20 protein-coding genes and 1 tRNA gene are annotated in these 25,590 nt (G+C 71.6%); 12 read left to right on the top strand and 9 right to left on the bottom strand.

The annotated features are described in order from the left end of the window. Positions 1–48: 48 nt before the first annotated feature. Both H6927_07945 and H6927_07950 read right to left on the bottom strand, forming a co-directional pair. Positions 49–483, bottom strand: coding sequence for an acyl-CoA thioesterase (locus H6927_07945; protein MCP5218036.1), 435 nt, complete (start codon positions 481–483; stop codon positions 49–51). A gap of 73 nt (positions 484–556) precedes the next feature. Further along, on the bottom strand, positions 557–1,339 hold the full coding sequence (locus tag H6927_07950; GenBank protein MCP5218037.1) for an SDR family oxidoreductase: 783 nt from the start codon (positions 1,337–1,339) through the stop codon (positions 557–559). Between the two features lie 132 nt (positions 1,340–1,471). Here H6927_07950 and H6927_07955 point away from each other — a divergent pair, with 132 nt between their 5' ends. The 6 genes from H6927_07955 (at position 1,472) to H6927_07980 (ending at position 8,877) form a co-directional block, all read left to right on the top strand. After that, the gene (locus H6927_07955) at positions 1,472–3,172 is read left to right on the top strand and encodes an electron transfer flavoprotein-ubiquinone oxidoreductase (GenBank protein MCP5218038.1); all 1,701 of its coding nucleotides are present in this window, start codon (positions 1,472–1,474) and stop codon (positions 3,170–3,172) included. Between the two features lie 147 nt (positions 3,173–3,319). Then, positions 3,320–4,291, top strand: a complete 972-nt coding sequence (locus H6927_07960) for an ABC transporter substrate-binding protein (GenBank protein ID MCP5218039.1) — start codon at positions 3,320–3,322, stop codon at positions 4,289–4,291. A gap of 88 nt (positions 4,292–4,379) precedes the next feature. After that, complete coding sequence (locus tag H6927_07965) at positions 4,380–5,288, top strand: ABC transporter permease (protein MCP5218040.1); 909 nt, start codon at positions 4,380–4,382, stop codon at positions 5,286–5,288. 11 nt (positions 5,289–5,299) lie between these two features. After that, the gene (locus tag H6927_07970) at positions 5,300–6,094 is read left to right on the top strand and encodes an ABC transporter ATP-binding protein (GenBank protein MCP5218041.1); all 795 of its coding nucleotides are present in this window, start codon (positions 5,300–5,302) and stop codon (positions 6,092–6,094) included. A gap of 48 nt (positions 6,095–6,142) precedes the next feature. Further along, on the top strand, positions 6,143–7,336 hold the full coding sequence (locus tag H6927_07975) for a PLP-dependent aminotransferase family protein (protein MCP5218042.1): 1,194 nt from the start codon (positions 6,143–6,145) through the stop codon (positions 7,334–7,336). Positions 7,337–7,356: 20 nt separating this feature from the next. Continuing rightward, positions 7,357–8,877 carry a glycosyltransferase family 39 protein gene (locus H6927_07980; protein MCP5218043.1) on the top strand — a complete coding sequence of 507 codons (1,521 nt, stop codon included), beginning with the start codon at positions 7,357–7,359 and terminating at the stop codon, positions 8,875–8,877. A gap of 61 nt (positions 8,878–8,938) precedes the next feature. On the opposite strand, the gene H6927_07985 is transcribed toward H6927_07980, so the two are convergent. Continuing rightward, positions 8,939–10,549, bottom strand: a complete 1,611-nt coding sequence (locus H6927_07985; GenBank protein MCP5218044.1) for a glycosyltransferase family 39 protein — start codon at positions 10,547–10,549, stop codon at positions 8,939–8,941. Positions 10,550–10,638: 89 nt separating this feature from the next. Here H6927_07985 and trxC point away from each other — a divergent pair, with 89 nt between their 5' ends. Next, positions 10,639–11,088: a thioredoxin TrxC gene (trxC, locus tag H6927_07990; GenBank protein ID MCP5218045.1), complete on the top strand. Its 450-nt coding sequence runs from the start codon at positions 10,639–10,641 to the stop codon at positions 11,086–11,088. Between the two features lie 22 nt (positions 11,089–11,110). On the opposite strand, the gene H6927_07995 is transcribed toward trxC, so the two are convergent. The 4 genes from H6927_07995 to H6927_08010 all read right to left on the bottom strand — a co-directional run bounded on the left by H6927_07995 (position 11,111) and on the right by H6927_08010 (position 14,573). Continuing rightward, entirely contained in the window at positions 11,111–11,713 is a 603-nt protein-coding gene (locus H6927_07995) for a hypothetical protein (GenBank protein MCP5218046.1), read from the bottom strand. Positions 11,714–11,723: 10 nt separating this feature from the next. Then, positions 11,724–12,173 (bottom strand): transcriptional repressor NrdR, encoded by a 450-nt coding sequence (nrdR, locus tag H6927_08000; GenBank protein ID MCP5218047.1) that lies wholly within the window; start codon positions 12,171–12,173, stop codon positions 11,724–11,726. 86 nt (positions 12,174–12,259) lie between these two features. Then, the gene (locus H6927_08005) at positions 12,260–13,504 is read right to left on the bottom strand and encodes a serine hydroxymethyltransferase (protein MCP5218048.1); all 1,245 of its coding nucleotides are present in this window, start codon (positions 13,502–13,504) and stop codon (positions 12,260–12,262) included. 220 nt (positions 13,505–13,724) lie between these two features. Then, on the bottom strand, positions 13,725–14,573 hold the full coding sequence (locus H6927_08010) for a lytic transglycosylase domain-containing protein (protein MCP5218049.1): 849 nt from the start codon (positions 14,571–14,573) through the stop codon (positions 13,725–13,727). A 770-nt stretch (positions 14,574–15,343) separates the two neighbouring features. Between H6927_08010 and H6927_08015 the strand changes: the two genes are divergently transcribed. After that, entirely contained in the window at positions 15,344–19,603 is a 4,260-nt protein-coding gene (locus H6927_08015) for a DUF748 domain-containing protein (GenBank protein MCP5218050.1), read from the top strand. Between the two features lie 111 nt (positions 19,604–19,714). Continuing rightward, positions 19,715–22,714, top strand: coding sequence for a DUF349 domain-containing protein (locus H6927_08020; GenBank protein MCP5218051.1), 3,000 nt, complete (start codon positions 19,715–19,717; stop codon positions 22,712–22,714). A gap of 74 nt (positions 22,715–22,788) precedes the next feature. Here H6927_08020 and H6927_08025 read toward each other — a convergent pair. Further along, positions 22,789–22,875: transfer RNA gene (locus tag H6927_08025), tRNA-Leu, on the bottom strand. Positions 22,876–22,917: 42 nt separating this feature from the next. Here H6927_08025 and cysM point away from each other — a divergent pair. Genes cysM through H6927_08040 form a run of 3 tightly spaced genes read left to right on the top strand, consistent with a single transcriptional unit; the run spans position 22,918 to position 24,669 of the window. Further along, positions 22,918–23,820 carry a cysteine synthase CysM gene (cysM, locus tag H6927_08030; protein MCP5218052.1) on the top strand — a complete coding sequence of 301 codons (903 nt, stop codon included), beginning with the start codon at positions 22,918–22,920 and terminating at the stop codon, positions 23,818–23,820. Positions 23,821–23,878: 58 nt separating this feature from the next. After that, the gene (locus tag H6927_08035; GenBank protein MCP5218053.1) at positions 23,879–24,427 is read left to right on the top strand and encodes an NUDIX hydrolase; all 549 of its coding nucleotides are present in this window, start codon (positions 23,879–23,881) and stop codon (positions 24,425–24,427) included. A 14-nt stretch (positions 24,428–24,441) separates the two neighbouring features. After that, a complete protein-coding gene (locus tag H6927_08040; protein ID MCP5218054.1) occupies positions 24,442–24,669 on the top strand; it encodes a sulfurtransferase TusA family protein in 228 nt (75 codons plus the stop codon). A 4-nt stretch (positions 24,670–24,673) separates the two neighbouring features. Here H6927_08040 and galU read toward each other — a convergent pair whose 3' ends face one another. Further along, a complete protein-coding gene (galU, locus tag H6927_08045; GenBank protein MCP5218055.1) occupies positions 24,674–25,561 on the bottom strand; it encodes a UTP--glucose-1-phosphate uridylyltransferase GalU in 888 nt (295 codons plus the stop codon). Positions 25,562–25,590: the final 29 nt, after the last annotated feature.

Genomic DNA, 25,590 nt, shown 5'->3' on the forward strand with positions numbered 1-25,590 from the left:
AAGTATAGACGGCGTTGGTATTTTGGTCTGGGGGTTCGTGATGGGCGCTCAATCCGCCGGTGCCGGCTCCACCTCGCGGCGCAGCCACTCGGGCAGGGGCGCGGACTTGTGCGCCGCCATGTCGACCCACACGATGGTGGCGCCGCCGGTGGCGTACACGGTGCCGGGGTCGTCGGTGCGCTCCATCGTCACCCAGGTGTCGAACGAGCTGCGGCCGGGGTTGCTGACGAAGGTCTTGATGCGCACCTCGCCGGGGTATTCGAACTGGCGGATGAAGTTGCAGAACGCGTTGACGATGACGATGGCCTCGCCGCCCGGCCGGGGCGCCAGGCCCATGCCGTTGACCCATTCGATGCGCGCCGTCTCCATGTAGCGGAAGTAGACCGTGTTGTTGATGTGGCCCATGGCGTCCATGTCGCCCCAGCGGATGGGGATGAGCATCTCGTGGACGAGTCTTTTCTGTTCGGGGAGGTCGAGCTTCATCGGGGTGGTACGGTCGGGTATTGCTACAAAAATAATGGCTGATGACGCTTGATGGAAGCGGGCTGGATCCCCATCAGACCGCAAAACCGTCGTCGGCGCTGATGATGGCGCCGTTGACGAAGTGGCTCTCGTCGGAGGCCAGCATCATCAGCACCGCGTCCAGGTCGGCGGGCGTGCCCACGCGGCGGCGCGGCAGCATGCCGATCAGCTTGCGGCCGGCCTCGGTCTGCCAGTGGTGGCGGTTCAGCTCGGTGTCGATGTAGCCGGGGCAGATGGCGTTGACGTTGATGCCGTGGCGCCCCCATTCCAGCGCCATCGCCTTGGTCATCTGGATCACGGCCGCCTTGCTCATGCAGTACACGCCGATCTTGGGCAGCACCTTCAGCCCGGCCATGCTGGCGATGTTGATGATGCGCCCGCCCGTGAAGCTGCCCGGCGCCGCGCCCTGGGCGCGCGCCAGCATGCGCTTGCCCACCTCCTGCGCGACGAAGAAGGCGCCGCGCACGTTGGTGTGGAACACGTGGTCGTAGTCGTCCTCGCTCACGTCCTGCAGGCGCTGGGTGGTGGACACACCCGAGTTGTTGACCAGGATGTCGATCGAGCCCATCTCGGTCTCGGCGTGCGCCACGGCGGCCTTGATGGACTGCACGTCGGTCACGTCGCACTCCACCACGTGGGCGTCGCCGCCGTCGCCCTCGATGCGCGCGCGCAGGTTCTTGAGCGCGTCCTGGCGCCGGCTGGCCAGCACCACGCCGGCGCCGGCGCGCGCCAGGGTGCGGGCAAACTGCGCGCCCAGGCCGCTGGAGGCGCCGGTGACGAGGGCGACGCGGCCCGACAGGTCGATGTGGTAGCTCATGAAGGTGGCTCCGAAAGCGGGGCGGCCTGGGCGCCCGCGCCGATGCATAGAATCGATGGATGGCCCGGCGCCGCCGCGCGCGCCGGCCCATGCCCGAGTTTCCATTATTTCAAACGCGAGACCTTCATGCCCATGACCCCTGAGGAAATCATCCAGAAGTTCGGCCCCCGCGAGTCCATGGAGTACGACGTGGTCATCGTCGGCGCCGGCCCGGCCGGCCTGTCGGCCGCCATCCGCATCAAGCAGCGCGCGGCCGAGAAGGGCCAGGACGTGTCGGTGGTGGTGCTGGAGAAGGGCTCCGAGCCCGGCGCGCACATCCTCTCGGGCGCCGTGATCGACCCCAAGGCGCTGACCGAGCTGATCCCCGACTGGAAGGAAAAGGGCGCGCCCCTGAACCAGCGGGTGACCGAGGACGCCTACGTCTTCCTGAGCGAGACCGGCGGCACGCGCGTGCCCGGCCTGTTCCTGCCGCCCTTTGCCAACAACCACGGCAACTACATCGCCAGCCTGGGCAAGGTGGTGCGCTGGCTGGCCGCGCAGGCCGAGGAACTGGGCGTGGAGATCTTCCCCGGCTTTCCGGCCGCCGAGGTGTTGTACAACGACGACGGCAGCGTCAAGGGCGTGGCCACGGGCAACATGGGCATCGGCAAGGACGGCGAGCCGACCGACAGCTTCCAGCTCGGCATGGAGCTGCACGGCAAGTACACCATCTTCTCCGAAGGCTCGCGCGGGCACCTGGGCAAGCAGCTCATCGCGCGCTACAAGCTGGACGAGCACAGCGACCCGCAAAGCTACGCCATCGGCATCAAGGAGGTGTGGGAGATCGACCCCAGCCGCCACACGCCGGGCTTCGTCATGCACACCGCCGGCTGGCCGATGGACGAGTTCACCTACGGCGGCGCCTTCATGTACCACGCCGAGGACAACAAGGTCTACTGCGGCTTCGTCACGGGCCTGAACTACGCCAACCCCTACCTCAGCCCGTTCGAGGAGTTCCAGCGCTGGAAGACGCACCCGCGTGTCCGGTGGTACTTCACCGACCAGGATGGCAACGTCAACGCCAAGCGCCTGTCCTACGGCGCGCGCGCCATCACCGCCGGCGGCGTGCTGGCGCTGCCCAAGACGGTGTTCCCCGGCGGCGCGCTGGTGGGCTGCGACGCGGGCTACCTCAACGTCGGCCGCATCAAGGGCAGCCACGCGGCCATCAAGACCGGCTCGCTGGCCGGCGAGGCGGCGTGCGACGCCGTGCTGGCCGGCCGCCAGGGCGACGAGCTGGCGGCCTACCCCGAGGCCTTCGAGGCCAGCTGGCTGGCGCGCGAGCTGAACAAGGACCGCAACTTCAAGAACTGGTTCAAGAAGGGCCTGACGGTGGGCACGGTGATGAACGGCCTGGAGCAGTACGCCCTGCGCGGCCACATGCCCTGGACGCTGCACCGCGCCCAGCCCGACCACGTGCAGCTCAAGCCCGCCAGCAGCTTCAAGCCCATCGACTACCCCAAGCCCGACGGCAAGCTCACCTTCGACCGCCTCTCCAGCGTGTTCATCAGCAACACCAACCACGAGGAAAACCAGCCGGCGCACCTGACGCTGAAGGACCCCACGGTGCCGGTGCGCATCAACCTGCCGCAATACGCCGGCCCCGAGGGGCGCTACTGCCCGGCGGGCGTGTACGAGTTCGTGCCCGACGAGGCGCAGGGCGGCGGCGCCATGCGGCTGCAGATCAACGCGCAGAACTGCGTGCACTGCAAGACCTGCGACATCAAGGACCCGACGCAGAACATCGTCTGGGTCACGCCCGAGGGCGGCGGCGGACCCAACTACTCGGAGATGTAAAAACGATAGCGCCTGGCGCTTGGTTGGCGGGCGCGAGAGGTGTTTTTGATTTGATATTGACGCCAGGCAAAGTGGCGTAGACTTGTCACCCGGCGGCGCGATGCGGCCGCCCGATCCATCAACCCGCAAGCAAAGAGGACGTTGGCAATGCAGATGAAGAAATGGCCGTGGATGCCTTTGGGAGCCGTGGCGCTGGCCATGGCGGCGGTGGCCCCGGCCAGCGCGCAGGACAAATCGGTGGCGGTGCTGGCCATCGTCGAGCATCCGGCGCTGGACGCCGTGCGCGACGGCGTGCAGGCCGCGCTGAAGGACGCCGGCTACGAGGCCGGCAAGAACCTGAAGTGGCAGTACCAGAGCGCGCAGGGCAACACCGGCACGGCCGCGCAGATCGCGCGCAAGTTCGTCGGCGACAACCCCGACGCCATCGTCGGCATCGCCACGCCCACGGCCCAGGCCGCGGTGGCCGCCACCAAGACGGTGCCGATCGTGTTCTCGGCCGTCACCGACCCGGTGGCCGCCAAGCTGGTGCCCAGCTGGGAGCCCTCGCACACCAACGTCACCGGCGTGTCCGACCTGCTGCAGCTGGACAAGCAGATCGACCTGATCAAGCAGGTGGTGCCCGCCGCCAAGCGCGTGGGCATGGTCTACAGCCCGGGCGAGGCCAACTCGGTGGTGGTGGTCAAGGAGATGAAGGACCTGCTGGCCAAGCGCGGCATGAGCCTGGTCGAGGCCTCGGCCCCGCGCTCGGTCGACGTCAGCAGCGCCGCGCGCAGCCTGGTGGGCAAGGTGGACGTGATCTACACCAACACCGACAACAACGTGGTGTCGGCCTACGAGTCGCTGGTCAAGGTGGGCCAGGACGCCAAGATCCCGCTGGTGGCCTCGGACACCGACAGCGTCAAGCGCGGCGCCATCGCGGCGCTGGGCATCAACTACCGCGACCTGGGCGAGCAGACCGGCCGCATGGTGGCGCGCATCCTCAAGGGTGAGAAGCCCGGCGACATCAAGCCCGAGACCAGCAGCAAGCTGGAGCTGTACGTCAACCCCGGCGCGGCCGAGAAGCAGGGCGTCAAGCTGTCGGACGCGCTGGTCAAGTCGGCGGCGCAGGTCGTCAAGTAAGCGGCTTCGAGGGCGGGAAAACCGCCATTCGAACCCCCGGGAGCCATGACATCATGGCTCCTTCTTGTTTTTCAGCCCCCCTTGCACCATGTCTCTTTTCTCGCTGCTGGGCGCCATCGAAATCGGCCTGATCTTCGCCCTGGTCGCGCTGGGCGTGCTGCTGTCGTTTCGGCTGCTGCGCTTTCCCGACCTGACGGTGGACGGCAGCTTTCCGCTGGGCGGCGCCGTGTGCGCCACACTCATCTCCAAGGGCGCCGATCCTTTCACCGCCACCGCCGTCGCCACGCTGGCGGGTGCGCTGGCGGGCCTCATCACTGGCTGGCTCAACGTGCGGCTGAAGATCATGGACCTGCTGGCCTCCATCCTGATGATGATCGCGCTGTACTCGGTCAACCTGCGCATCATGGGCGGGCCCAACGTGCCGCTGATCAACGACCCCACGGTGTTCAACGTGCTGCAGCCGGCCGGCCTGGCCGACTACTGGTGGCGCCCGATCCTGATGCTGCTGATCGTCGTCGTGGCCAAGCTGGCCATGGACTGGTTCTTCTCCACCGAGCGCGGCCTGGCCATCCGCGCCACCGGCTCCAACGCCCGCATGGCGCGCGCGCAGGGCATCAACACCGGCGCCATGGTGCTGCTGGGCATGGCCATCTCCAACGCGCTGGTCGGCCTGGCCGGCGCGCTGTTCGCGCAGACGCAGGGCGGCTCGGACATCTCCATGGGCATCGGCACCATCGTCATCGGCCTGGCCGCCGTCATCGTGGGCGAGGCCATCATGCCCTCGCGGCGCATCGTCTACGCCACGCTGGCCGTCATCGTGGGCGCCATCGTCTACCGCTTCTTCATCGCGCTGGCGCTCAACAGCGACTTCATCGGCCTGAAGGCGCAGGATTTGAACCTGGTGACCGCCGTGCTGGTCGCCATCGCGCTGGTGATTCCGCAGCTCAAGCGCATGCTGCAGCACCGGCGCCTGCCCGACGCGCCCAAGAGCCTGTGAAGGAGCAAGCCATGCTGAGCGCGCAAGACCTGCACATCACCTTCAACCCCGGCACGCCGATCGAGACGCGCGCGTTGCGCGGCATGTCGCTGGAGATCCCGGCCGGCCAGTTCGTCACCGTCATCGGCTCCAACGGCGCCGGCAAGTCCACGTTTTTGAACGCCATCTCGGGCGACCTGGGCGTGGATTCGGGCCGCATCGCCATCGACGGCCTGGATGTCACCCGCCTGCCCGTGTGGGCGCGCGCCGAGCGCGTGGCGCGGGTGTTCCAGGACCCCATGGCCGGCACCTGCGAGGACCTGACGATCGAGGAGAACATGGCCCTGGCCCGCCAGCGCGGCACGCGCCGCGGCCTGCGCGGGGCCGTCAAGCAGGCCGAGCGCGCCATGTACCGCGAGCGCCTGGCCACCCTGGGCCTGGGGCTGGAAAACCGCCTGACCGACCGCATCGGCCTGCTGTCGGGCGGCCAGCGCCAGGCCGTCAGCCTGCTGATGGCCTCGCTGCAGCCCTCGCGCATCCTGCTGCTGGACGAGCACACCGCCGCGCTCGACCCGCGCACGGCCGAGTTCGTGCTGCAGCTCACGCGCCGCATCGTGGCCGAGAACCAGCTGACCACCATGATGGTCACGCACAGCATGCGCCAGGCGCTGGACGTGGGCGATCGCACCGTCATGCTGCACCAGGGCCAGGTGGTGCTGGACGTGGCCGGCGACGAGCGCAGCCGCCTGGACGTGCCCGACCTGCTGCACATGTTCGAGAAGGTGCGCGGCGAGAAGCTGGCCGACGACGCCCTGCTGCTGGGCTGACGCGCGGCGTTTTTTGATCAACCCCTGTTTCCCTTCTCCATGACCACCCTGCCTTTTGCAAAGCGCCTCGACAACGTCGAAACCTCGGCCATCCGCGAGCTGTTCAAGCTGCTGGGCAAGCCCGGCATCATCAGCTTTGCCGGCGGCTTTCCGGACAGCGCCATGTTCGACGTGGCGGGCATCCGGCAGGCGGTCGACGCGGCCCTGCAGGACGAACCCGGCGCCGCGCTGCAGTACGGCGCCACCGAGGGCTACCAGCCGCTGCGCGAGCAGTTGGCGGCCTTCATGCAGTCCAAGGGCGTGCGTGGCCTGGCGCCCGACGAACTGATCGTCACCACCGGCAGCCAGCAGGCGCTCGACCTGCTGGGCAAGACCCTGCTGGAGCCGGGCAGCAAGGCCATCGTCGAAGGCCCCACCTTCCTGGCCACCATCCAGTGCTTTCGCCTGTACGGCGCCGAGCTGATCGGCGCGCCCATCGACGGCGAGGGCGTGCAGGTCGACCGGCTGGAGCAGCTCATCGTGCAGCACCGCCCCCGGCTGGTGTACCTGATCCCCACCTTCGGCAACCCCAGCGGCGCCATGCTCAGCCTGGAGCGGCGCAAGCGCGTGCTGGAGCTGGCCGTCAAGTACCAGACCCTGATCGTCGAGGACGACCCCTACGGCGACCTGTACTTCGACGCCCCGCCGCCGCCCAGCCTGCTGGCGCTCAGCGAGCAGGTGCCCGGCAGCCGCGACTGGCTGGTGCACTGCGGCAGCCTGAGCAAAGTGCTGTCGCCCGGCCTGCGCGTGGGCTGGCTGGTGGCGCCGCCCGCGCTGCTGGCCAAGGCCACCATGTGCAAGCAATTCTCCGACGCGCACACCAGCACCTTCGCGCAGGCCACCGCCGCGCGCTACCTGGCCGCCGGCCACATGCCGGCCACGCTGGCGCGGGTGCGCGCCACCTACGGCCAGCGCGCCCAGGCCATGGGCCAGGCGCTGCGCCAGGAGCTGGGCGCGGCGGTCGACTTCGTGCCGCCGCAGGGCGGGCTGTTCGTGTGGGCGCGCCTGACCGGCGCCGGCGGCAAGCTGCAGGACGCCGGCGAGCTGGCCCGGCGCGCCATCGAGCAGGGCGTGGCCTTCGTGCCCGGCGCGCCGTTCTACTGCGCCCAGCCCGACCGCAGCACCTTGCGGCTGTCGTTCGCCACCGTGGGCGAGGCGCTGATCCGCGAGGGCGTGGCGCGCCTGGGCCGCTCCCTGGCCTGACCTGCGTCCCGCACGGCCGAATGGGCGCATGGACCGCAGCCGGCTGGCCGGTGGCGCGCCGCTGGCCGGCCTGGGCCTGGGCGCTGGCGGCCTACGTGCTGGCCTGGACGCTGCTGCCCGCCCTGCTGTCGCCCAGCCTGCCGCTGGACGTGGTCGAGGGCATCGCCTGGGGCCAGGCGTGGCAGTGGGGCTACTTCAAGCATCCGCCGCTGCCGGCCTGGCTGCTGGTCGCGTCGTTTCAGCTGCTGGGCCGCTTCGGCCCCTACCTGCTGGGCCAGCTGGCCGTCCTGCTGGCCCTGTTTTACGTGCACCGGCTGGCGCGCGTGCTGCTGGGGCCCGAGCGCGCGGGGCTGGCCGCGCTGCTGCTGTACGCCGTGTACTACTACACGTGGCCCACGCTGGAGTTCAACCACAACATGGCCCAGCTGCCGGCCTGGGCCGCGCTGGCCTGGCATGCGCACCAGGTGACGTACGGCGCGCCCGGGCGCCAGCTGCGCCACTGGCTGTGGCTGGGCGCGTGGGCCGGCCTGGGGCTGCTGGCCAAGTATTCGACCGCGGTGCTGCTGCTGTGCCTGGCGGCCAGCCTGCTGTGGCACGACGCGCGCGTGCTGCGCCGGCCGGGGCCCTGGCTGGCGCTGGCCGTGGCGGGCCTGGTCCTGGCGCCGCACGTGCTGTGGCTGGTGCGGCACGGCGGCATGCCCTTCGAGTATTTCGCCGCCCGCGCCGGCGGCGGGCCGCGGCCAGACCACGCCTCGGGCCTGGAGTTTCTCGCCGTGCAGCTGCTGGCGCACGCGCCGCTGCTGGCGATCGCCCTGGCCTGCGGGCTGCGGCCCTGGCCCTGGCGCTGGCGCTGGAACTTGGCCGTGGCCGAGCCGGCGCAGCGCCGCTGGCTGCTGGCGGTGGCGCTGGCCCCGGCGCTGCTGGTGGCCGCGGGCGGCTCGCTGCTGGGCGCCCGGCTGCATCCCATGTGGGGCACGCCGATGTGGAACCTGTCGGCCGTGCTGCTGCTGGCCGGCGTCGCGCCCGAGGGGCTAGCGCGAAGGCGCGCGGCCCTGGGGCGCGCCCTGGCGCTGTGGATGGCGCTGATGACGCTGGCCATGGCCGGGTATCTGGGCTGGAGCTGGCAGGGGCGGGCGCAGCCCACGCGCATGGACTGGCCGGCCCAGGCCCTCGGCGCGCAGGCCCAGCGCCAGTGGCAGCAGCTGGCCCGCTGCCCGCTGCGCGTGGTGGCCGGCAGCATCTGGGAGGCCGGCCTGGTGGCCGAGGGCGTGCGGCCCATGGCGGCGGTGCTGGTGGACGCCGACCCGCGGCTTTCGCCCTCGATCACGCCCGAGCGCCTGCGGCGCGAAGGCGCGCTGCTGGTGTGGCACGTGGGCGACTACGACGGCGCGCCCGCCGCGCCCGTGCTCGACCAGGCGCCGCCCGGCAGCTGGCGCGTCAGCCAGGGCGAGTGGCGGATTCCGTGGCCGCGCCACGGGGGCGGCGCGCCGCTGCACATCGCCTGGCGCGCCTACGTGCCGCCGGCGTGCCAGCGGCCGTGAGCGGGTGCGCCAGAATTTGAATGAAATCGGGCTGTAGCCGGCGCCCGATCTGCCCAACAAGCTATCGTCTCGATAGTAATCCGAACGCCCAGGGCGAGTGCCGCATGGTCAGCTGCGCGCCCGCGCAGTCGGGCGCGCTGGCCGGGACGATGCCCCAGTCCACCGTCAGGCGCGGGCCCTGGGGCCTGGCGGTCCAGGGCACGCTGACCTGGCCGCGGGCCTGGGCCCGGGCCATCCACTGCCGCTGCGTCGCCTCGGGCTCGGGGGCCTTGGGGCTGCGGTCGATCAGCACCAGCAGGTCGCAGCGCGCCAGCGCCGCCGTGTCGATCCAGGGGGCGTGCGCCGGGTCGCCGTCGATGAACACCAGCGGCTGCGAGGGCAGGTGGATCGACACGTTGCCGGCCAGCCAGGTCTCGCCCACCAGCACGCGCAGGGGCGTGTGGGCATGCTGGCGCCACACCTGCTCCAGCTGCCCCGCCAGCGCCGGCGCCGGAAAGTTGGAGCGGGCGGGGCGGCCCAGCAGCTCGACCCCCACGCCGCGCCCCAGCGCCAGGCCGCCGGCCAGCACCAGCTCCATCGCCACCCCCACCACCAGCGTGGCCCGCAGCAGGCGCGCGGGCGCCACCGCCGGCACCCAGCGCAGCAGAAGCAGGCCGAAGAACACGTAGAAGGTGGTGGCCCAGGATGCGGCCAGGTGCACCCCGCCCACGCCCAGCGCCAGCGTCAGCAGCAGGGGCCCCAGGCCCATGAAGAGCACGAAGCGCCGCTCGCCCAGCACGGCCGGCGGCGCGGCGGCGACGGCGTCGCGCCGCAGCAGCCCGCGCAGCCACGCCAGCGCCAGCAGGGCCGGCACCATGCGCCCCAGCTGGGTGGTGGCGAAGTCCCACAGGTCCACCCAGTGGCTGCGGTTGCCGGCAATGCCCTGCTCGACCGAGCGCTCGGCGTAGTGCAGCGAGGCAAAGCCCGACTCGGCGATCCAGGCCAGGTGCGGCGCCACCCCGACCAGGCCCAGGCCCGTGGCCAGCAGCACCGGCGCCCAGGCGCGCGCGCCGCGCATGCGCGCGTCCTGCAGCAGCCACACGCCGATGACGGCGAACCACACCAGCGCGCTGTACTTGGACAGCAGCGTCAGCGCCGCCGCCGCGCCCACCAGCGCCCACTGCAGCCAGCGGCGCGCGCCCTGCGCGCGCACGGCCGCCAGCACGGCCCACAGCAGCATGCCCACCGGCATCAGCTGCAGGGTGTTGTGGTTGGCCATGATGCCGCGCAGGCCGTGGTAGGCCACCAGCGAGGTCAGCACCACCGACACGAAGGCGCGCAGCGGCGTGGTGAACGCCAGCGCCAGGCGCCACACGCACACCAGCATGGCCGCCACGCTCAGCTCGGCGGCGAAGAAGGTGACCCACACGGTGCGCCCCAGCAGCCCGGTCCAGAAGTACATCCACCAGGTGGGGGCCGGCGGGTGCTTGTAGTAGCCCCATTGCAGCGACTGCGTCCATACCAGCTGCTCGATGTTGTCCCAGGGCGGCGCGCGGTGGCTGATGGCCGGCAGCAGCGTCCACACCAGCAGGTGCAGCAGGATGTAGGCCAGCGTCAGGCGCGCCATCTGCCGCGGGTCGGCCGGGTCGATGGCCCACGGCGACGGCCGCGGCGGCGAGGCGGGAGGATGCATGCGATGGGGGATCGAGGGGGCGCGGGTGGACGGGCCTTGTTTTGTCCCGGCCCGCCGCAAAATGCGCAAGCATACCGAGGAATGACTCCATGAGCGAAACCCCCCTGCACATCGTCTGCCCCCACTGCCACACCACCAACCGCGTGCGTGGCGACCAGCTGGCCAGCGCGCCCACCTGCGGGCAGTGCAAGCAGCCGCTGTTTGCCGGCCACCCCGTCGCGCTGGGCGACGAGGCCAGCTTCGACAAGCACGTCGCGCGCAGCCAGATCCCGGTGCTGGTCGACTTCTGGGCGCCCTGGTGCGGCCCCTGCCGCATGATGGCCCCCGCCTACGAGCAGGCCGCCGCGCTGCTGGAGCCGCACATGCGGCTGGCCAAGGTCGATACCGAGGCCGTGCCCGCGCTCGGTGCGCGCTACAACATCCGCAGCATCCCGACGCTGGCGCTGTTCGTCGGCGGGCGCGAGGTGGCGCGCCAGGCGGGCGCGCTGACGGCGCCCGGCGCCATCGTGCAGTGGGCGCGGGCGCACCTGCCGAAGTGAAGTCTGCCCAAGCGCGGGCGCCTCAGCGCACCAGCGCCTCGTAGTCGCGGCGCGTGGCGGGCGCCACGCCGGCCAGCACCTGCGCGTAGCTGCTCTGGTGGCGCGCCAGCAGGCGCGCCGAGGCGACGTTGCGGGAGCGGCAGAACCAGTGGCAGCTGTGCTGCATCAGGTACAGCTCGGCCGTCATGCGGTAGGCGTGCTCCTTGTCGGGCAGGCCGTCGGCGTGGCGCGCCAGCGCGTCGATGGCGCGCGCGTGCAGCTCGAACAGGCGGCGCGCGTCGAACCGCATGCCTTGGGGCAGCGGCTGCGCGAAGGGCAGGGCGAACGGCAGCTTGGCGATTTGCGCCTGCGGCGCGTCCACGCGGGCAAAGTCGACGGCAAAGCGGCTGAACTGGCTGGCCAGGGCCTGTTCGGTGGCCTGCAGCGTGCCCCAGATCTGGGCGCGCCGCTCGGCGTCGGCCTCGTGCAGCCAGCGCAGGTAGCCCTCGGTGAGGCTCTCCAGCATGGGCTCGATGCGGTAGGGGCCCAGCACCCGGCCCAGCAGGGCGATGCGGCGGGCCTGCTCGCGTCCGCGCAGGGCCGCGAACACGACGAAGGCCGCCGCCAGCGCGATCAGGAGGTCCATGCGGGCGCGCTCAACGCTTGACTTCGTCCACCAGCGCGCGGAACTCGTCGATGTCCTCGAAGCTGCGGTACACGCTGGCAAAGCGCACGTAGGCCACCTTGTCGAGCTTTTTCAGCTCGCGCATCACCAGCTCGCCCAGGCGGCTGGAGGCGACTTCGCGCGCGCCGGTGGCCAGCAGCTTTTCCTCGATGCGCTCGATGGCCGCGTCCTGCTGCTCGGTGCTGACCGGGCGCTTGCGCAGCGCCAGCTGCAGCGAGGCCTGCAGCTTGGGGCGTGCGTAGGGCACGCGCCGGCCGTCCTTCTTGACGATGGCCGGAAAGCTGACGTCGGGCCGCTCGTAGGTGGTGAAGCGCTTGCCGCAGTGCGCGCACTGGCGGCGGCGGCGGATGAAGTCGCCCTCGTCCGACACCCGGCTGTCCACCACCAGGGTTTCGCTGTGGGTGCAGAAGGGGCAGCGCATTTTTTGGGTTCAATCGGGCTCTGGCGCCTGTCGATCAAGCGCAGGTAGCTATCGAAACGATAGTTTTCCAGAGCCCGGGCGGGCGCTCAGCCGTAGACCGGGAACTTGCGCGTCAGCTCGGCCACCTGGGCGCGCACGGCGGCCAGCCTGGCTTCGTCGCGCGGCGCATCCAGCACGTCGGCCACCAGGTTGGCGGTCAGGCGCGCTTGTTCTTCCTTGAAGCCGCGCGTGGTCATGGCCGGGGTGCCGATGCGCACGCCGCTGGTCACCATGGGCTTTTCGGGGTCGTTGGGGATGGCGTTCTTGTTGATCGTCATGTGCGCGCTGCCCAGCACCGCTTCGGCTTCCTTGCCGGTGATGCCCTTGGCGCGCAGGTCGACCAGCATGACGTGGCTTTGCGTGCCGCCGCTGACGATGCGCAGGCCGCGCAGCGTGAGCGTTTCAGCCACCACCTGGGCGTTCTTGCGCACCTGGGCGGCGTACTGCCTGAACTCGGGCTGCAGCGCCTCCTGGAAGGCGATCGCCTTGGCGGCAATGATGTGCATCAGCGGGCCGCCCTGCAGGCCGGGGAAGACGGCGCTGTTGATGGCCTTTTCGTGCTCGGCCTTCATCAGGATGAAGCCGGCGCGCGGGCCGCGCAGGCTCTTGTGCGTGGTGCTGGTCACCACGTCGGCGTGCGGCACCGGGTTGGGATAGCAGCCGCCGGCGATCAGGCCGGCGTAGTGCGCCATGTCCACCATGAAGATGGCGCCCACCTCCTTGGCCACCTTGGCAAAGCGCGCCCAGTCGATCTCCAGGCTGTAGGCGCTGGCGCCGGCGATGATCAGGCGCGGTTTTTTCTCGCGCGCGGTGCGCTCCATGGCGTCGTAGTCGATGGCTTCCTGCGCGTTCAGGCCGTAGCTGACCACGTTGAACCACTTGCCCGACATGTTCAGCGGCATGCCGTGCGTCAGGTGCCCGCCCTCGGCCAGGCTCATGCCCATGATGGTGTCGCCGGGCTTGCAGAAGGCCAGCAGCACGGCCTCGTTGGCGCTGGCGCCGCAGTGCGGCTGCACGTTGGCGGCCTCGGCGCCGAACAGCTGCTTGACGCGGTCGATGGCCAGCTGCTCGACCACGTCCACGTGCTCGCAGCCGCCGTAGTAGCGGCGGCCGGGGTAGCCCTCGGCGTACTTGTTGGTCAGTTGCGTGCCGGCCGCCTGCAGGACGGCGGGCGAGGCGTAGTTCTCGCTGGCGATCAGCTCGATGTGCTCTTCCTGGCGCTGGTGCTCGGCCTGGATGGCGGCCCAGACGGCGGGGTCCTGCTGGGCAATGGTGGTGCTGCGTTGGTACATGGCAATCCTTGTGGACGGGATTCCCTTGGCGGGCAAGGGCTGCCCAGGCGAACGGCTATTCGGGCGCGCCGCGCGCCTTGGGCGCGCGGGCGGTGCGCTTCCCCGTGGTGATGGGCGGAGGAACCGCCGCGCTCCACGTCGGCTCCGGTCGGCACCGGGGCCTATCGCCAGTCGCACACGGGGGCAAGTTTAGCCGAGTCGCGGCCTGCAGCGCAGGCGTTCAGGACGCCAGCTTGGCCACTACAGACGGCGTGGTGGCGCTGTTGGCGGCGCGCAGGTCGGCGCCGTCGGCGGCCGGCGGCGGGCTGGCCGGCGGCTGGACCACGGGCGGCTGCGCGGGCAGCGGCTTGCCGGTGGCCACGCGGTGCAGGCGCGCGTATTCGGCCATCACCTTGTCGGCATAGCCGCCGTCGCCGGCCAGGTTGGCAGCGCCCACGTAGTACTTCAGCCCGCCCAGCAGCGAGCCGGCGCGTGCGATGCATTCCTGCAGCACCTTCACGCCCACGCGCAGGTTGGTCTTGGGGTCGAAGGCCGCGTAGCTGCCGCCGAAGTGCTGGTACTTGTCGGCGTGCACGTCGGTCATCACCTGCATCAGGCCCTGTGCGCCCACGGCGCTTTGTGCAAAGGGGTTGAAGCTGGACTCGACCGCCATGACCGCCAGGATCAGCGTCGGGTCGAGCTTGCTGGCGCGGCCCACGTCGTAGGCCTCGGCCACCAGGGCGGCCACCGGCTCGGGCGCCACGTGGTACTTGCGCGCGATCCATTGCGCCACGCTGGCCTGCTCGCGCGGCAGCGCCTTGGGGTCGGTGGCGGTGGCGCGGTCGATGGCCTCGGGCTCGGGCGCGATGTCCAGCGTGGCCACCTTGCGCGCCTGCAGCCAGTCGGCCAGCCGGTCCTCGCCCTGCTGGCGCAGCTCGGGCCGCGTGCCCAGCAGGGCCACGGCCAGCACGGTGACCACGCCCAGCAGGGCCAGGCTGTTGTGGGTGATTTCAAAAAGCCCCTCCGCCACGTCACCGGCAAAGGTCTTCAGGCCGCTTCCCACTGCGGCAAGGCGTCCAGACGCTGTCATAACACTCCTCGTCAGGGCGGCAGCGATCCGGGGCCAGCACGGCGGCATCGCCATCGCGATGGGTGGGCTGGCGGCCCGGGGCTTGCACGTCCTGATGTCAGTTGATGGGCCGGCTGCAGGCGCCCATGACGACAGGCGCGATGGCTCCAGGGGGAGCCGGGTTCGGTTTGCAAGCCAGCTTGCCGGGATCGGCAGCGGATCAGGGATTCCCCTTGTTTTTTGGGGAACGGTGGATTCTAGAAAGGTCTTTCATACATAGTCAACACTAAAAATTTGAGTCAAAAGTCAAATTTGGATATAAAAAAGGCCGATGCTCGGGCTTTGCAAGCGCGCCGGGCCGCAGGCATGGGGCCTGCGCGGGCGCCATTGAAGGCGGTAATGAGGTGGCCGGTCGGATTGAAATTGCCGACTGGCGCGCGCGGGGCCGGGGACTTACAGTGAAGCCGTCCGATCGCATCGGACGGCCGAGGTCTCTGAAGAGCCGGCGCGCGGTAGCCGATACCGCAGCATGGCAGCCCAGCGGCCTCTTTCACAGAAGGCAATCTCTTGCCTTCTCCGCCACCGGAAACAACCCGCTTTCCGGCGCGGAACCCAGGCAGGCCAGGACGCTTTTGTCACACTGCCTGAAGGCCCGGTGGGGCGGCCGAAGGCCAAGCCACCGGGCTTTCTCGTTTCTGGCTTCGACCCCGGTTTTTTGCGAAAAGTTGTTACCTCAAAGCCGGCCCGCCGTTGGCAGACACCCGCGCCTTGGGGGGACAATCGTCCGCGTGATGCCAAGCAAGACCGAGATCGACGAAGCGGCCCAACCCACGCCACCCGCAGCCGCGCCGCCCGCGCGCCGCGCAGGGTGGCGGCGCTGGGGGCGGCGCCTGCTGTGGGCGGTGGGCGCGCTGCTGCTGCTGTGGGGGCTGCTGTGGCTGGCGGTGCCGCCGCTGCTCAAGTGGCAGGGCCAGAAGATCGCCAGCGAGCAACTGGGCCGGCCGGTGCGCATCGGCCAGGTCGAGTTCAAGCCCTGGTCGCTGGAGCTGACGGTGCACGACCTGGCCGTGGGCGGCCTGGCCGGCGCGCCCGACCAGCTCAGCGTCAAGCGCATCTACCTGAATGCCGCCGTGCAGTCGCTGTGGCGCCTGGGCCCGGTGCTGGACGCGCTGCAGGTGGACGCGCCCGCGCTGCGCCTGACGCACACGGGCGAGGGCCACTACGACATCGACGACATCCTGGCGCGGCTGACGGCCGGGCCCGCGCCCGCCCAGCCGTCCAGGCCGCTGCGCTTTGCGCTGTACAACATCGTGCTGCAGGACGGGCGCGTGGACTTCGACGACCGCGCGGTGGGCCGCGTGCAGCAGCTGCGCGATCTGCGCCTGGCGCTGCCCTTCATCAGCAACCTGCCGAAGGCGCGCGAGGTCAAGGTGCAGCCGCAGCTGGCCTTCAGCCTGAACGGCAGCCGCTTCGACTCGCAGGCCCAGGCCCTGCCGTTCGACGATTCGCGCCACACCGATGCGAGCCTGCGGCTGTCCCAATTCGACCTCAAGCCCTACCTGGGCTATCTGCCGGCCGGCCTGCCCTTGACGCTGCAGGCCGGCGTGGTGGATGCCGATTTGCGCCTGGCCTTCGAGCAGACGCCCCAGCCCGCGCTGCGCGTGACGGGCAGCCTGGCGCTCAGCGACGTCAAGGCGGCCGACCGGCAGGGCGCTCCTGCCCTGGCCTTCGACGCCCTCAAGCTGAAGCTGGCCGACTTGCAGCCGCTGGCGCGCGAGCTGCACCTGGCCTCGGTGGAGTGGGTCAACCCCCACGTGGCCGTGCACCGCGGCGCCGACGGGCGGATCAACCTGCTGCCCGCCGATGCTCCTGAAAAAGAAGCTGCTCGCGCAGAAGGGACGGGGGCCAGCGGCCAAAAAAGCTTGAAGAAACCGGCGGCGCCCAGCGCGTCCACTGCTTCGACCGCCAGCAGCCCGGCGGCCCCGGCCGACGGCGAAGCCTTCAAGCTGCGCATCGACCAGGTGGCCGTGCACGGCGCCAGCGTGGACTGGCGCGACGACAGCACCGCCAGCGAGCACGCGCCGGCCGCCGCCGCGCAACTCGATAAGCTGGAGCTGCAGGCCGAGGCCATCGCCTGGCCGCTGCAGCAGCCGTTCGACTTCAAGGGCTCGACCGTGCTGGCCGGCGCCGTCGCCAGCGTGGCGGCGCCCGCCGCCGCCCCCGCCAAGCCCGCGCCGCAGGGCCGCCAGGCCACGACGCGGGCGGCCCGGGGCAAGAAGGGCGCCAAGGCCCAGCCGCCGGCCGGGCCCAAGGCCAAGGCGGCCGCGCCCGCCCATGCGGGGCCGGCGTCGATCCAGTTCGCAGGCCGCGTCGGCGCCGCGCAGGGCGAGGTCGGCGTGCAGGTTGCCGGCGTGCCGCTGGCGCTGGCGGGCCCGTACCTGGCGCCCTACCTGGTGCCGCGCCTGGCCGGCACGCTGGGCGCCGACGCCCGCCTGCAATGGGCGCTGCCCAAGTCGGCCGGCGCCGCGCCCACCTGGAGCGTGGCCGCCAAGCGCGTGCAGCTGGACCAGCTGCAATGGAGCGGCGAGGGCGCGCCCCAGCGCCGGCCGGGCGACACCGCGCCGGCCGACGAGCTGGCCCACGTCGACGCGCTGGAGCTGGCCGACGTGCAGCTCGACCCGCAGGCGCGCGCCGTCACCGTGGGCCGCCTGGCCGTGCAGGGCCCGCGCGTGCAGGTCGAGCGCGATGCCCAGCAGCACTTCATGTTCGAGCGCTGGCTGCGCCAGCCCGAAGGCAAGGCCGACAGCAAGCCTGACAACAAGTCCGAGCGCGCCGACGCCCCCTGGGCCGTGCGCGTGAACGAGCTGGCCGTGGCCGGCGGCACCGTGGGCTGGCGCGACGAGGCCATGCCGCGGCCGGTGCGCGCCGAGATCACCGAGCTGAAGGTCGATGCGCGCAAGCTGGACCTGGCGGGCAAGCAGCCGGCCGAGGTGCAGCTGAGCGCGCGCCTGGGCACCGGCCGCCGCTCGGGCGGCGAGCCGGGGCGCCTGTCCTGGAACGGGTCCGTGGCCTGGGCGCCGCTGGCCGCGCGCGGCGCCGTCGACGTGCAGCGCCTGCCGCTGCAGGCCTTCGAGCCCTACTTCGGCCAGCAGCTCAACATCCGCGTGCTGCGCGCCGACACCGGCTTCAAGGGGCGGGTGGACTTTGCCGAGACCGAGCGCGGCCCGCGCGTGCGGGTCGAGGGCGATGCCCGCGTGGACGAGCTGCGCACCTACAGCCAGCCGGGCACGGCTGTCAGCGTGGCATCGGCCAAGCCGCCGGCCGCCACCGCGTCCGGCGCCGCGCCCGCCGCTGCCTCGCAGGCGCCGCTGGCGCCCGTGGCGGCGCGCGGCGGCGCCGGCGGCCTGGGCGAGGAGCTGCTGAGCTGGAAGCAGTTGCGCCTGGACGGGCTGGACGTGCAGCTGGCCCCCGGCCAGGCGCCGCAGGTGGCCATTGGCAGCTCGCTGCTGTCCGACTTCTTCGCCCGCATCGCCATCGACCCCAGCGGGCGCATCAACCTGCAGGACATCGTCAAGTCCGACGGCCAGGCGCCGCCGGCCAGCCCGGCGCCGGCGACGGCAGCAGCGGATGCGGCGAACGCCACGGTTTCAGGAGAATTCAACGCCGCCCCCGTGTCCGCCGCGCCCGCCGCGGCCGCGGTTGCCAGGCCCGAGCCCAAGGCCGACCCGCTGGCGCCGGTCATCCGCTTCGGCCCCACCAAGCTGGTCAATGGCAGCATCGACTTCACCGACCACTTCATCCGCCCCAACTACTCGGCCGACCTGACGGCGCTCAATGGCTCGCTGGGCGCTTTCAGCTCGGTGGCGCCGGGCGGCGCGCCGCAGATGGCCGAGCTGGCCCTGAGCGGCACGGCCGAGGGCACGGCCACGCTGGCCATCGACGGGCAGGTCAACCCGCTGGCCGAGCCGCTGGCGCTGGACATCCGCGCCAAGGTGAGCGATCTGGACCTGCCGCCGCTGTCGCCCTACTCGGTCAAGTACGCCGGCCACGGCATCGAGCGCGGCAAGCTGAGCATGGACGTGGCCTACAAGATCCAGCCCGACGGCCAGCTCACCGCCACCAACAAGTTGGTGCTCAACCAGCTCGAGTTCGGCGAGCCGGTGGCCGGCGCGCCCGCCAGCCTGCCGGTGCAGCTGGCCACCGCCCTGCTGGCCGACAGCCAGGGCGTGATCGACCTGGACCTGCCCATCAGCGGCTCCCTCAACGACCCGCAGTTCTCCATCGGCCCCATCATCTTCAAGGCCATCATCAACCTGATCGGCAAGGCCATCACCGCGCCCTTCAGCCTGCTGGCACGGGCGCTGGGCGGCGGCGACGGCGGGCAGGACCTGTCGCAGGTGGCGTTCGCGCCGGGCAGCGCGCAGCTCAATGCCAAGGCCCGCGCGCAGCTCGACAAGGTGGCCAAGGCCCTGGCCGACCGCCCCGGCCTCAAGCTCACGGTGGCCGGCAGCGCGCGGCTGGACGACGAGCGCCAAGGCGCGCGGCGCCAGCGCCTGGATGAGCTGGTGGCGGCCGAGCGGCGCAGCGCGGCACCCGCGCCGGCGCCCGCATCGGCCGCCAGCGCGCCGGCGGGTGCGGCCTCCGGCGCCGCGCCCGCCGCATCCGGGGCCGACGCCGCCATCGCCAGCGCGCCCGACTACCCGGCCCTGCTCAAGCGCCTGTACCGCCGCGCCGACATCCCCGGCAAGCCGCGCAACGCCATCGGCATGCTGCGCGACATCCCGGTGCCCGAGATGGAGGCGCTGCTGATGGCTCACATCGACGTGGACGAAAACGCCATGCGCCAACTGGCCGTGCAGCGCGGCGTGGCGGTCAAGGACTATCTGGTCGGCAAGGGCGTGGCGGCCGCGCGCCTGTTCCTGGGCGCGGCGCAGACCGGCGCCAAGGCCGCGTCCGCCGCGGCAGCCCCGGCCAGCGCCGCCAGTGCCGACAACGCGGCCGCACCCAAGGGCTGGGTCCCGCACGCCGAATTGAGCCTGGGCATGAAATGACGCCGTGACGCGGTGACGCCGCCGCGCGCGGCCCGGTTGCAGCGACAATAGATGGTTTCGGCGCGCCCCGCGTGGGCGCGCGCCCATGTCCACCGCTCATCCTGGCTCCGCATGTTTCCCTTCAACCGCGACCCCAAAGACCCGCAAGCTGCCGCCGAGGCCCTCGCGCCCGCGCCCAAGGCGCCCGAGGCGCACCCGCTCGATGCGCTGACCGGCGGCGTGTTCTCCGCCGCCACATCGGGCGAGCGCGCCCAGCGCGTGCGCGACTGGCTGGCCACCGAGCCCGCGCCCGAGCAGATGCAGGAGGTGTTCAAGGAGCTGTCGGCCAAGGACAAGGGCGCCGCCAAGGCGCTGCGCGAAAAACTCGACGAGCTGCGCCGCGCCAAGGGCCAGGACGCCGTGGCCGCCGAATGGCAGGCCAAGGCCCAGGCCCTGCTGGAGGCCGCGCGCCTGAACATCGCCGACGCCCTGGCCTGGCAGCGCGACGCCGCCAAGGCCGGCGCGCCGCTGTCGCGCGAGCCGCTGGCCGGCCTGCGCACGCAGCTGGTCGAGCGCATCAAGGCCGTCGAGGACCTGCAGCAGCGCGTGATGGTGCAGCGCGAGGCCGCGGCCCTGCTGGCGCAGCGCATCGAGCTGCGGTCCACCAAGCCCTGGGCCGAGGCGCAGCAGCAGCAGGACGCGCTGCAGGCCGACGTGGCGCACTGGCAGGACCAGGCCGCCGCGCTGCAGGCCGACGGCCAGTGGCCCAGCGTGGACGTGCGCTTTCCGCCCCAGCTGGAGGCCGCGCAAAGCCAGCTGAACGCGGTGTGGAACGCCTTCGTGCCCGCCCTGGCGCAGGCCGTGGCCGCCGCGCAGGATGCCGCCGCGCCGCTGCCGCCCGTGCCCCTGTGGGCCGACGAGCTGCGCGCCGCGCGCGGCGAGGCGCCGGCGGCCGAGGCGGCGGCGCCCGCGCCGGCCAAGCCGCGCATCGACCCCGAGCAGCGCGCCGCCGCGACCAAGGCCGTCGAGGCCGGCGTGATGCTGCTGGAGCAGGCCGTGGCCGCCGGCCACAGCAAGAACATGAACAGCGCCACCCAGGCGCTGCGCCAGTCGCTCAAGACCAACGGCCGCCTGATCGACGAGGCGCTGGAGGCGCGCGTGCACGCCGCGCTGGTCTCCGCCGGCGAGCTGGGCGGCTGGCAGCGCTGGAGCGCCGACAAGGCGCGCGAGCAGCTGGTGGCGCGCGCCGAGGCCCTGCTGGTGCCGCGCAAGCCGCGGCGCGAGGCGGCGCCGGGCGATGCCGCCCCCGCAGCCGCTGCTGCGGCCGAAAGTCCTGCGGCCGCGCCCGCCGAGGCAGCCGAGGCGCCCGTCGCCGAGGTACCGGCCGACACTGCGGCCGCGGCCGAAGCTTCCGCTCCGGCTGCCGCGGAGCCGGTCGCTGCCGACGCCGCCCCGTCGACGGCCGAGCCCTCCGCCGCGCCCGACCAGGAAGCGGCAGCGGCCACGCCCGCCGCCGCCCAACCCGCCGAGGAACTCGTCCCCGCCATGGGCGGGCGCAAGCTGCAGGAGGCCATCCGCAAGCTGCGCGAGGAGTGGAAGACCGCCGACCAGGGCGGCCCGCCCAACCACGCGCTGTGGAAGCGCTTTGACCGCGCCTGCAACGCCGCGCACAAGTTCGTCGACGCCTGGCTGGATCAGGTGCGCGCCGAGTCGGCCCAGCACAAGGCGCAGCGCCAGGCCCTGATCGACGAGGTCAAGGCCTGGGGCGCCGCGCAGCAGGCCGGCGCCAGCGCCGACTGGAAGGCCATGGGCCGCCAGATCCACCAGTTTTCCGAGCGCTGGCGCAACGCCGGCCATCTGGCCGAGAAGGCTTACACCGAGCTGCAGGCGCAGTGGAAGGCCGCCATCCACCAGGCCGCCGCGCCGCTGGAGGCCGAGCAGAAGGCCAGCACCGCGCGCCGCCAGGCACTGATTGCCGAGGCCGAGCAGCTGGGCGCCGCGCCGCAGCTGCGCATCGACGCCGTGCGCGCGCTGCAGCAGCGCTGGCAGGCCGAGGCGCAGGCCGTGCCGCTGGAGCGCCGCCACGAGCAGAAGCTGTGGGACGCCTTCCGCAAGCCCATCGACGAGGCCTTCAACCGCAAGAGCGCCGAGCGCGAGCAGCAGCAGGCCGCCATGAGCGCGCACGACCGCGCCGTGCTCGACGCCGCCAAGGCGCTCGAGGCGGCCAACGCCAGCGGCGACGCGCAGCGCATCCGCGCCGCCATGGCGCAGCTGGAGGCCGCCACGCGCGGCCAGTTGGCCGCCGCGCAAAAATCCGAAGCCAATCAGGCTGCAGCCGGCGCCGATCAAGCCGAGCAAGCTACCGATAACGCAGCAAGCGAAGCACCCGCCGCGCCCGCCGAAGGTGCCGACGGCGATGCGCCCGCCGCCGCACCGGCCGCGCCGCCCAAGCCCGCCAAGCCGCTGATCGCCATGCGCGGCGACGACCGCCCCGGCGCCAAAAAGGCCGAGCCGCCCGCGGCCCGTGGCCGCTTCGGCGACCGGCCCGGCGCCCGCCCGGGTGGACGCGATGGAGGCCGCGACGGTGGACGCTTTGGCGATCGCCGCGAGGGTGGGCGTGACGGCGGCCGCTTCGGCGACCGCGCGCCGCGCGAAGACCGCGGCCCCCGCCTGGGCGACGCCGCCTTCCGCGCCCAGCGCGACGCGGTCGACAACGCCCAGGCCCAGCTGCGCAAGCTGGCCGCGCAGGCCCATGGCGAGGCGCTGACGCAGCTGCTGGGCGCCTGGCAGCAGCGCCAGCCCGATCAGGTGCCCAGCGCGCAGGAGCTGGGCCGCGCCGTCAGTGCCAGCGTGCGCAGCGCCTGGACCCAGGCCGTGGGCAGTGGCGCGGGCGACACCGGCAAGGCGGGCGAGGCCCTGCTGCGCCTGGAGATGGCCGCCGAGGTGCCCACCCCGGCCGACCAGCTGGCCGCGCGCCGCGCGCTGCAGCTGCAGCTGCTGACGCGCCGCAACGACCCGGCCCCCGCCGAAACCTGGGTGCAGGACACCGCCACCGTGCTGGCCAGCGCGCACGACGAAGCGCAGGCCCGGCGGCTGCAAAACGCGCTCAAGGCGCTGCTGCGCAAGGGCTGAAGCCACCCGCCGCCGGTGTGCGGCGGGGCACGAAAAAACCCGCACGGCCACTCGGTCGTGCGGGTTTTTTTATGTGGTGCCCGGAGCCGGAATCGAACCGGCACGGTGTTGCCACCGGCAGATTTTGAGTCTGCTGCGTCTACCGATTTCGCCACCCGGGCAGCGTGAGAACGCAAGCCAGAAATTATGGCACAGTGATGTCCATGAATTACCCGACGATCGAAGACGCGGTGGGGCGTACGCCCCTGGTTCAGTTGCAGCGCATCGGGGCGGCGCAGCACGCGGCGCGGGGCACGGTGGTGCTGGCCAAGCTGGAGGGCAACAACCCCGCGGGCTCGGTCAAGGACCGCGCGGCGCTGTGGATGATTCGCGGCGCTGAGAAGCGCGGCGAGATCAAGCCGGGCGACACGCTGATCGAGGCCACCAGCGGCAACACCGGCATCGCGCTGGCGATGGCCGCCGCCGTGATGGGCTACCGCATGGTGCTGATCATGCCGGAGGACTTGTCGGTCGAGCGCGCGCAGACCATGAAGGCCTATGGCGCCGAGCTGATCCTGACGCCGCGCTCGGGCGGCATGGAATACGCGCGCGACCTGGCCGACAAGATGGTGGCGCAGGGCAAGGGCCGCGTGCTGGACCAGTTCGCCAACGCCGACAACCCGCTGGCGCACTACGAGAGCACCGGCCCCGAGCTGTGGGAGCAGACCGGCGGGCGCGTCACGCACTTCGTGTCGGCCATGGGCACCACCGGCACCATCATGGGCGTGGGGCGCTTTCTGAAGGAGAAGAACCCCGGGCTGCGCGTGATCGGCGCGCAACCGGCCGAGGGCGCGCGCATCCCCGGCATCCGCAAGTGGCCCGAGGCCTACCAGCCGCGCATCTACGACCCGGCTGGCGTGGACGAGTGGGTGCCCGTGCTGCAGGACGACGCCGAGGAGATGGCGCGGCGCATGGCGCGCGAGGAGGGCATCTTCGGCGGCATCTCCTCGGGCGGCGCGGCCTGGGTGGCGCAGCAGGTGGCGGCGCGCGAGGCCGACGCGACCATCGTCTTCGTGGTGTGCGACCGTGGCGACCGCTATCTGTCGACCGGCGTGTTCCCCGCCTGATTCAAGAACAATCGGCCCGCACGGACTGTGCGCGGCCAGCTATCAAAACAAGATCATCATGTCGGCTTTCCGGTTTTGCCCCAGCTGCGCCACGCCGCTGGAATGGATCGTGCAGGACGAGGACAGCGGCCCCAAGGAGCGGCTGCGCTGCCCGGCCTGCGGCTACACGCACTGGAACAACCCCACGCCGGTGCTGGCGGCCATCGTCGAGTACCGCGGCCAGGTGCTGCTGGCGCGCAACGCCGCCTGGCCGGCCAAAATGTTTGCGCTGATCACCGGCTTCATGGAGGCCGGCGAGACGCCGCAGGAGGGCATCGCGCGCGAGGTCAAGGAAGAGACCAACCTCGACGTGCAGTCGCTGGCTCTGGTGGGCGTGTACGACTTCCAGCGCATGAACCAGGTCATCATCGCCTTTCACGCCGCCTGCGAGGGCGAGGTGCGGCTGTCGCCCGAGCTGGTGGACTGGCGCCTGTACGACCTGCCGGATCTGAAGTGCTGGCCCGCCGGCACCGGCTACGCGCTGGCCGACTGGCTGCGCACGCGCGGGCACGAGCCGGTGTTCTTCACGCCCGAGGAGAACGCCGAGCGGCGCCGCGGCCTCGATTGACTTACGATCGGCCGATGGACATCACGAAGGAAGTCGATGCGCGCGGGCTGAACTGCCCGCTGCCCATCCTGAAGGCCAAGAAGGCCTTGTCGGAATTGACCAGCGGCCAGCTGCTGCGGGTGCTCAGCACCGACCCCGGCTCGGTGCGCGACTTTCAGGCCTTTGCCCGGCAGACGGGCAACGAGCTGGTCGAGCAACAGAGCACTCAGGATCAGTTCGTGCACGTGCTGCGGCGGCGCTGAACGGCTACAGCGCCAGCGACTTCAGGTACTCGCGAAACGGCGCGCCCATCTGCGGGTGCTGCAAGGCCAGCTCGACCGTGGCTTGCAGAAAGCCTTCCTTGCTACCACAATCGTAGCGCTTGCCGCTGTACTGGTAGGCGTAGACGCGCTCTTTCTGCATCAGGCGCGCGATGGCGTCGGTGAGCTGGATCTCGCCGCCGGCGCCCGCCGGCTGGCTGCGGATCTCGTCGAAGATGCGCGGCGTGAGGATGTAGCGGCCGGCCACGCCCATGCGCGAGGGCGCTGCCTCGGGCGCGGGCTTTTCGACGATGCGCTCGATCTTGATCAGCTGGTCGCCCGCCGCCGGGCCGGCCACGATGCCGTAGCGGCGCACCTGGTCGAGCGGCACCTCCTGCACCGCCAGCACCGAGCGGCCGAGCGACTCGAAGGCCTGGACCATTTGCGCCAGCACCGGCGGGCCGCCGGCCGGGCCCACCATCAGGTCGTCGGCCAGCAGCACGGCAAAGGGCTGCTCGCCCACGATGTGCGCCGCGCACAGCACGGCATGGCCCAGGCCCAGCGAGCGCGGCTGGCGCACGTAGCTGCAGTCCATGTCGTCGGGCGCGACGGCGCGCACCACGTCCAGCAGGGCCTGCTTGCCGGCGGCCTGCAGCTCGCTTTCCAGCTCGTAGGCGGTGTCGAAGTGATCCTCGATGGCGCGCTTGCTGCGCCCGGTGACGAACACCATGTGGCGCACGCCGGCGGCGTAGGCCTCCTCGACGGCGTACTGGATCAGCGGCTTGTCCACCACCGGCAGCATTTCCTTGGGGCTGGCCTTGGTGGCGGGCAGAAAGCGCGTGCCCAGGCCGGCGACGGGGAAGACGGCGGTGCGCACGGGATGGGGGATGGTCATGGCTGCGGCAGAATGTTACATTTTCGCCC

This window comes from Burkholderiaceae bacterium (genome assembly GCA_024235995.1).
In the GTDB taxonomy this organism is placed as follows: Bacteria; Pseudomonadota; Gammaproteobacteria; order Burkholderiales; family Burkholderiaceae_C; genus Ottowia.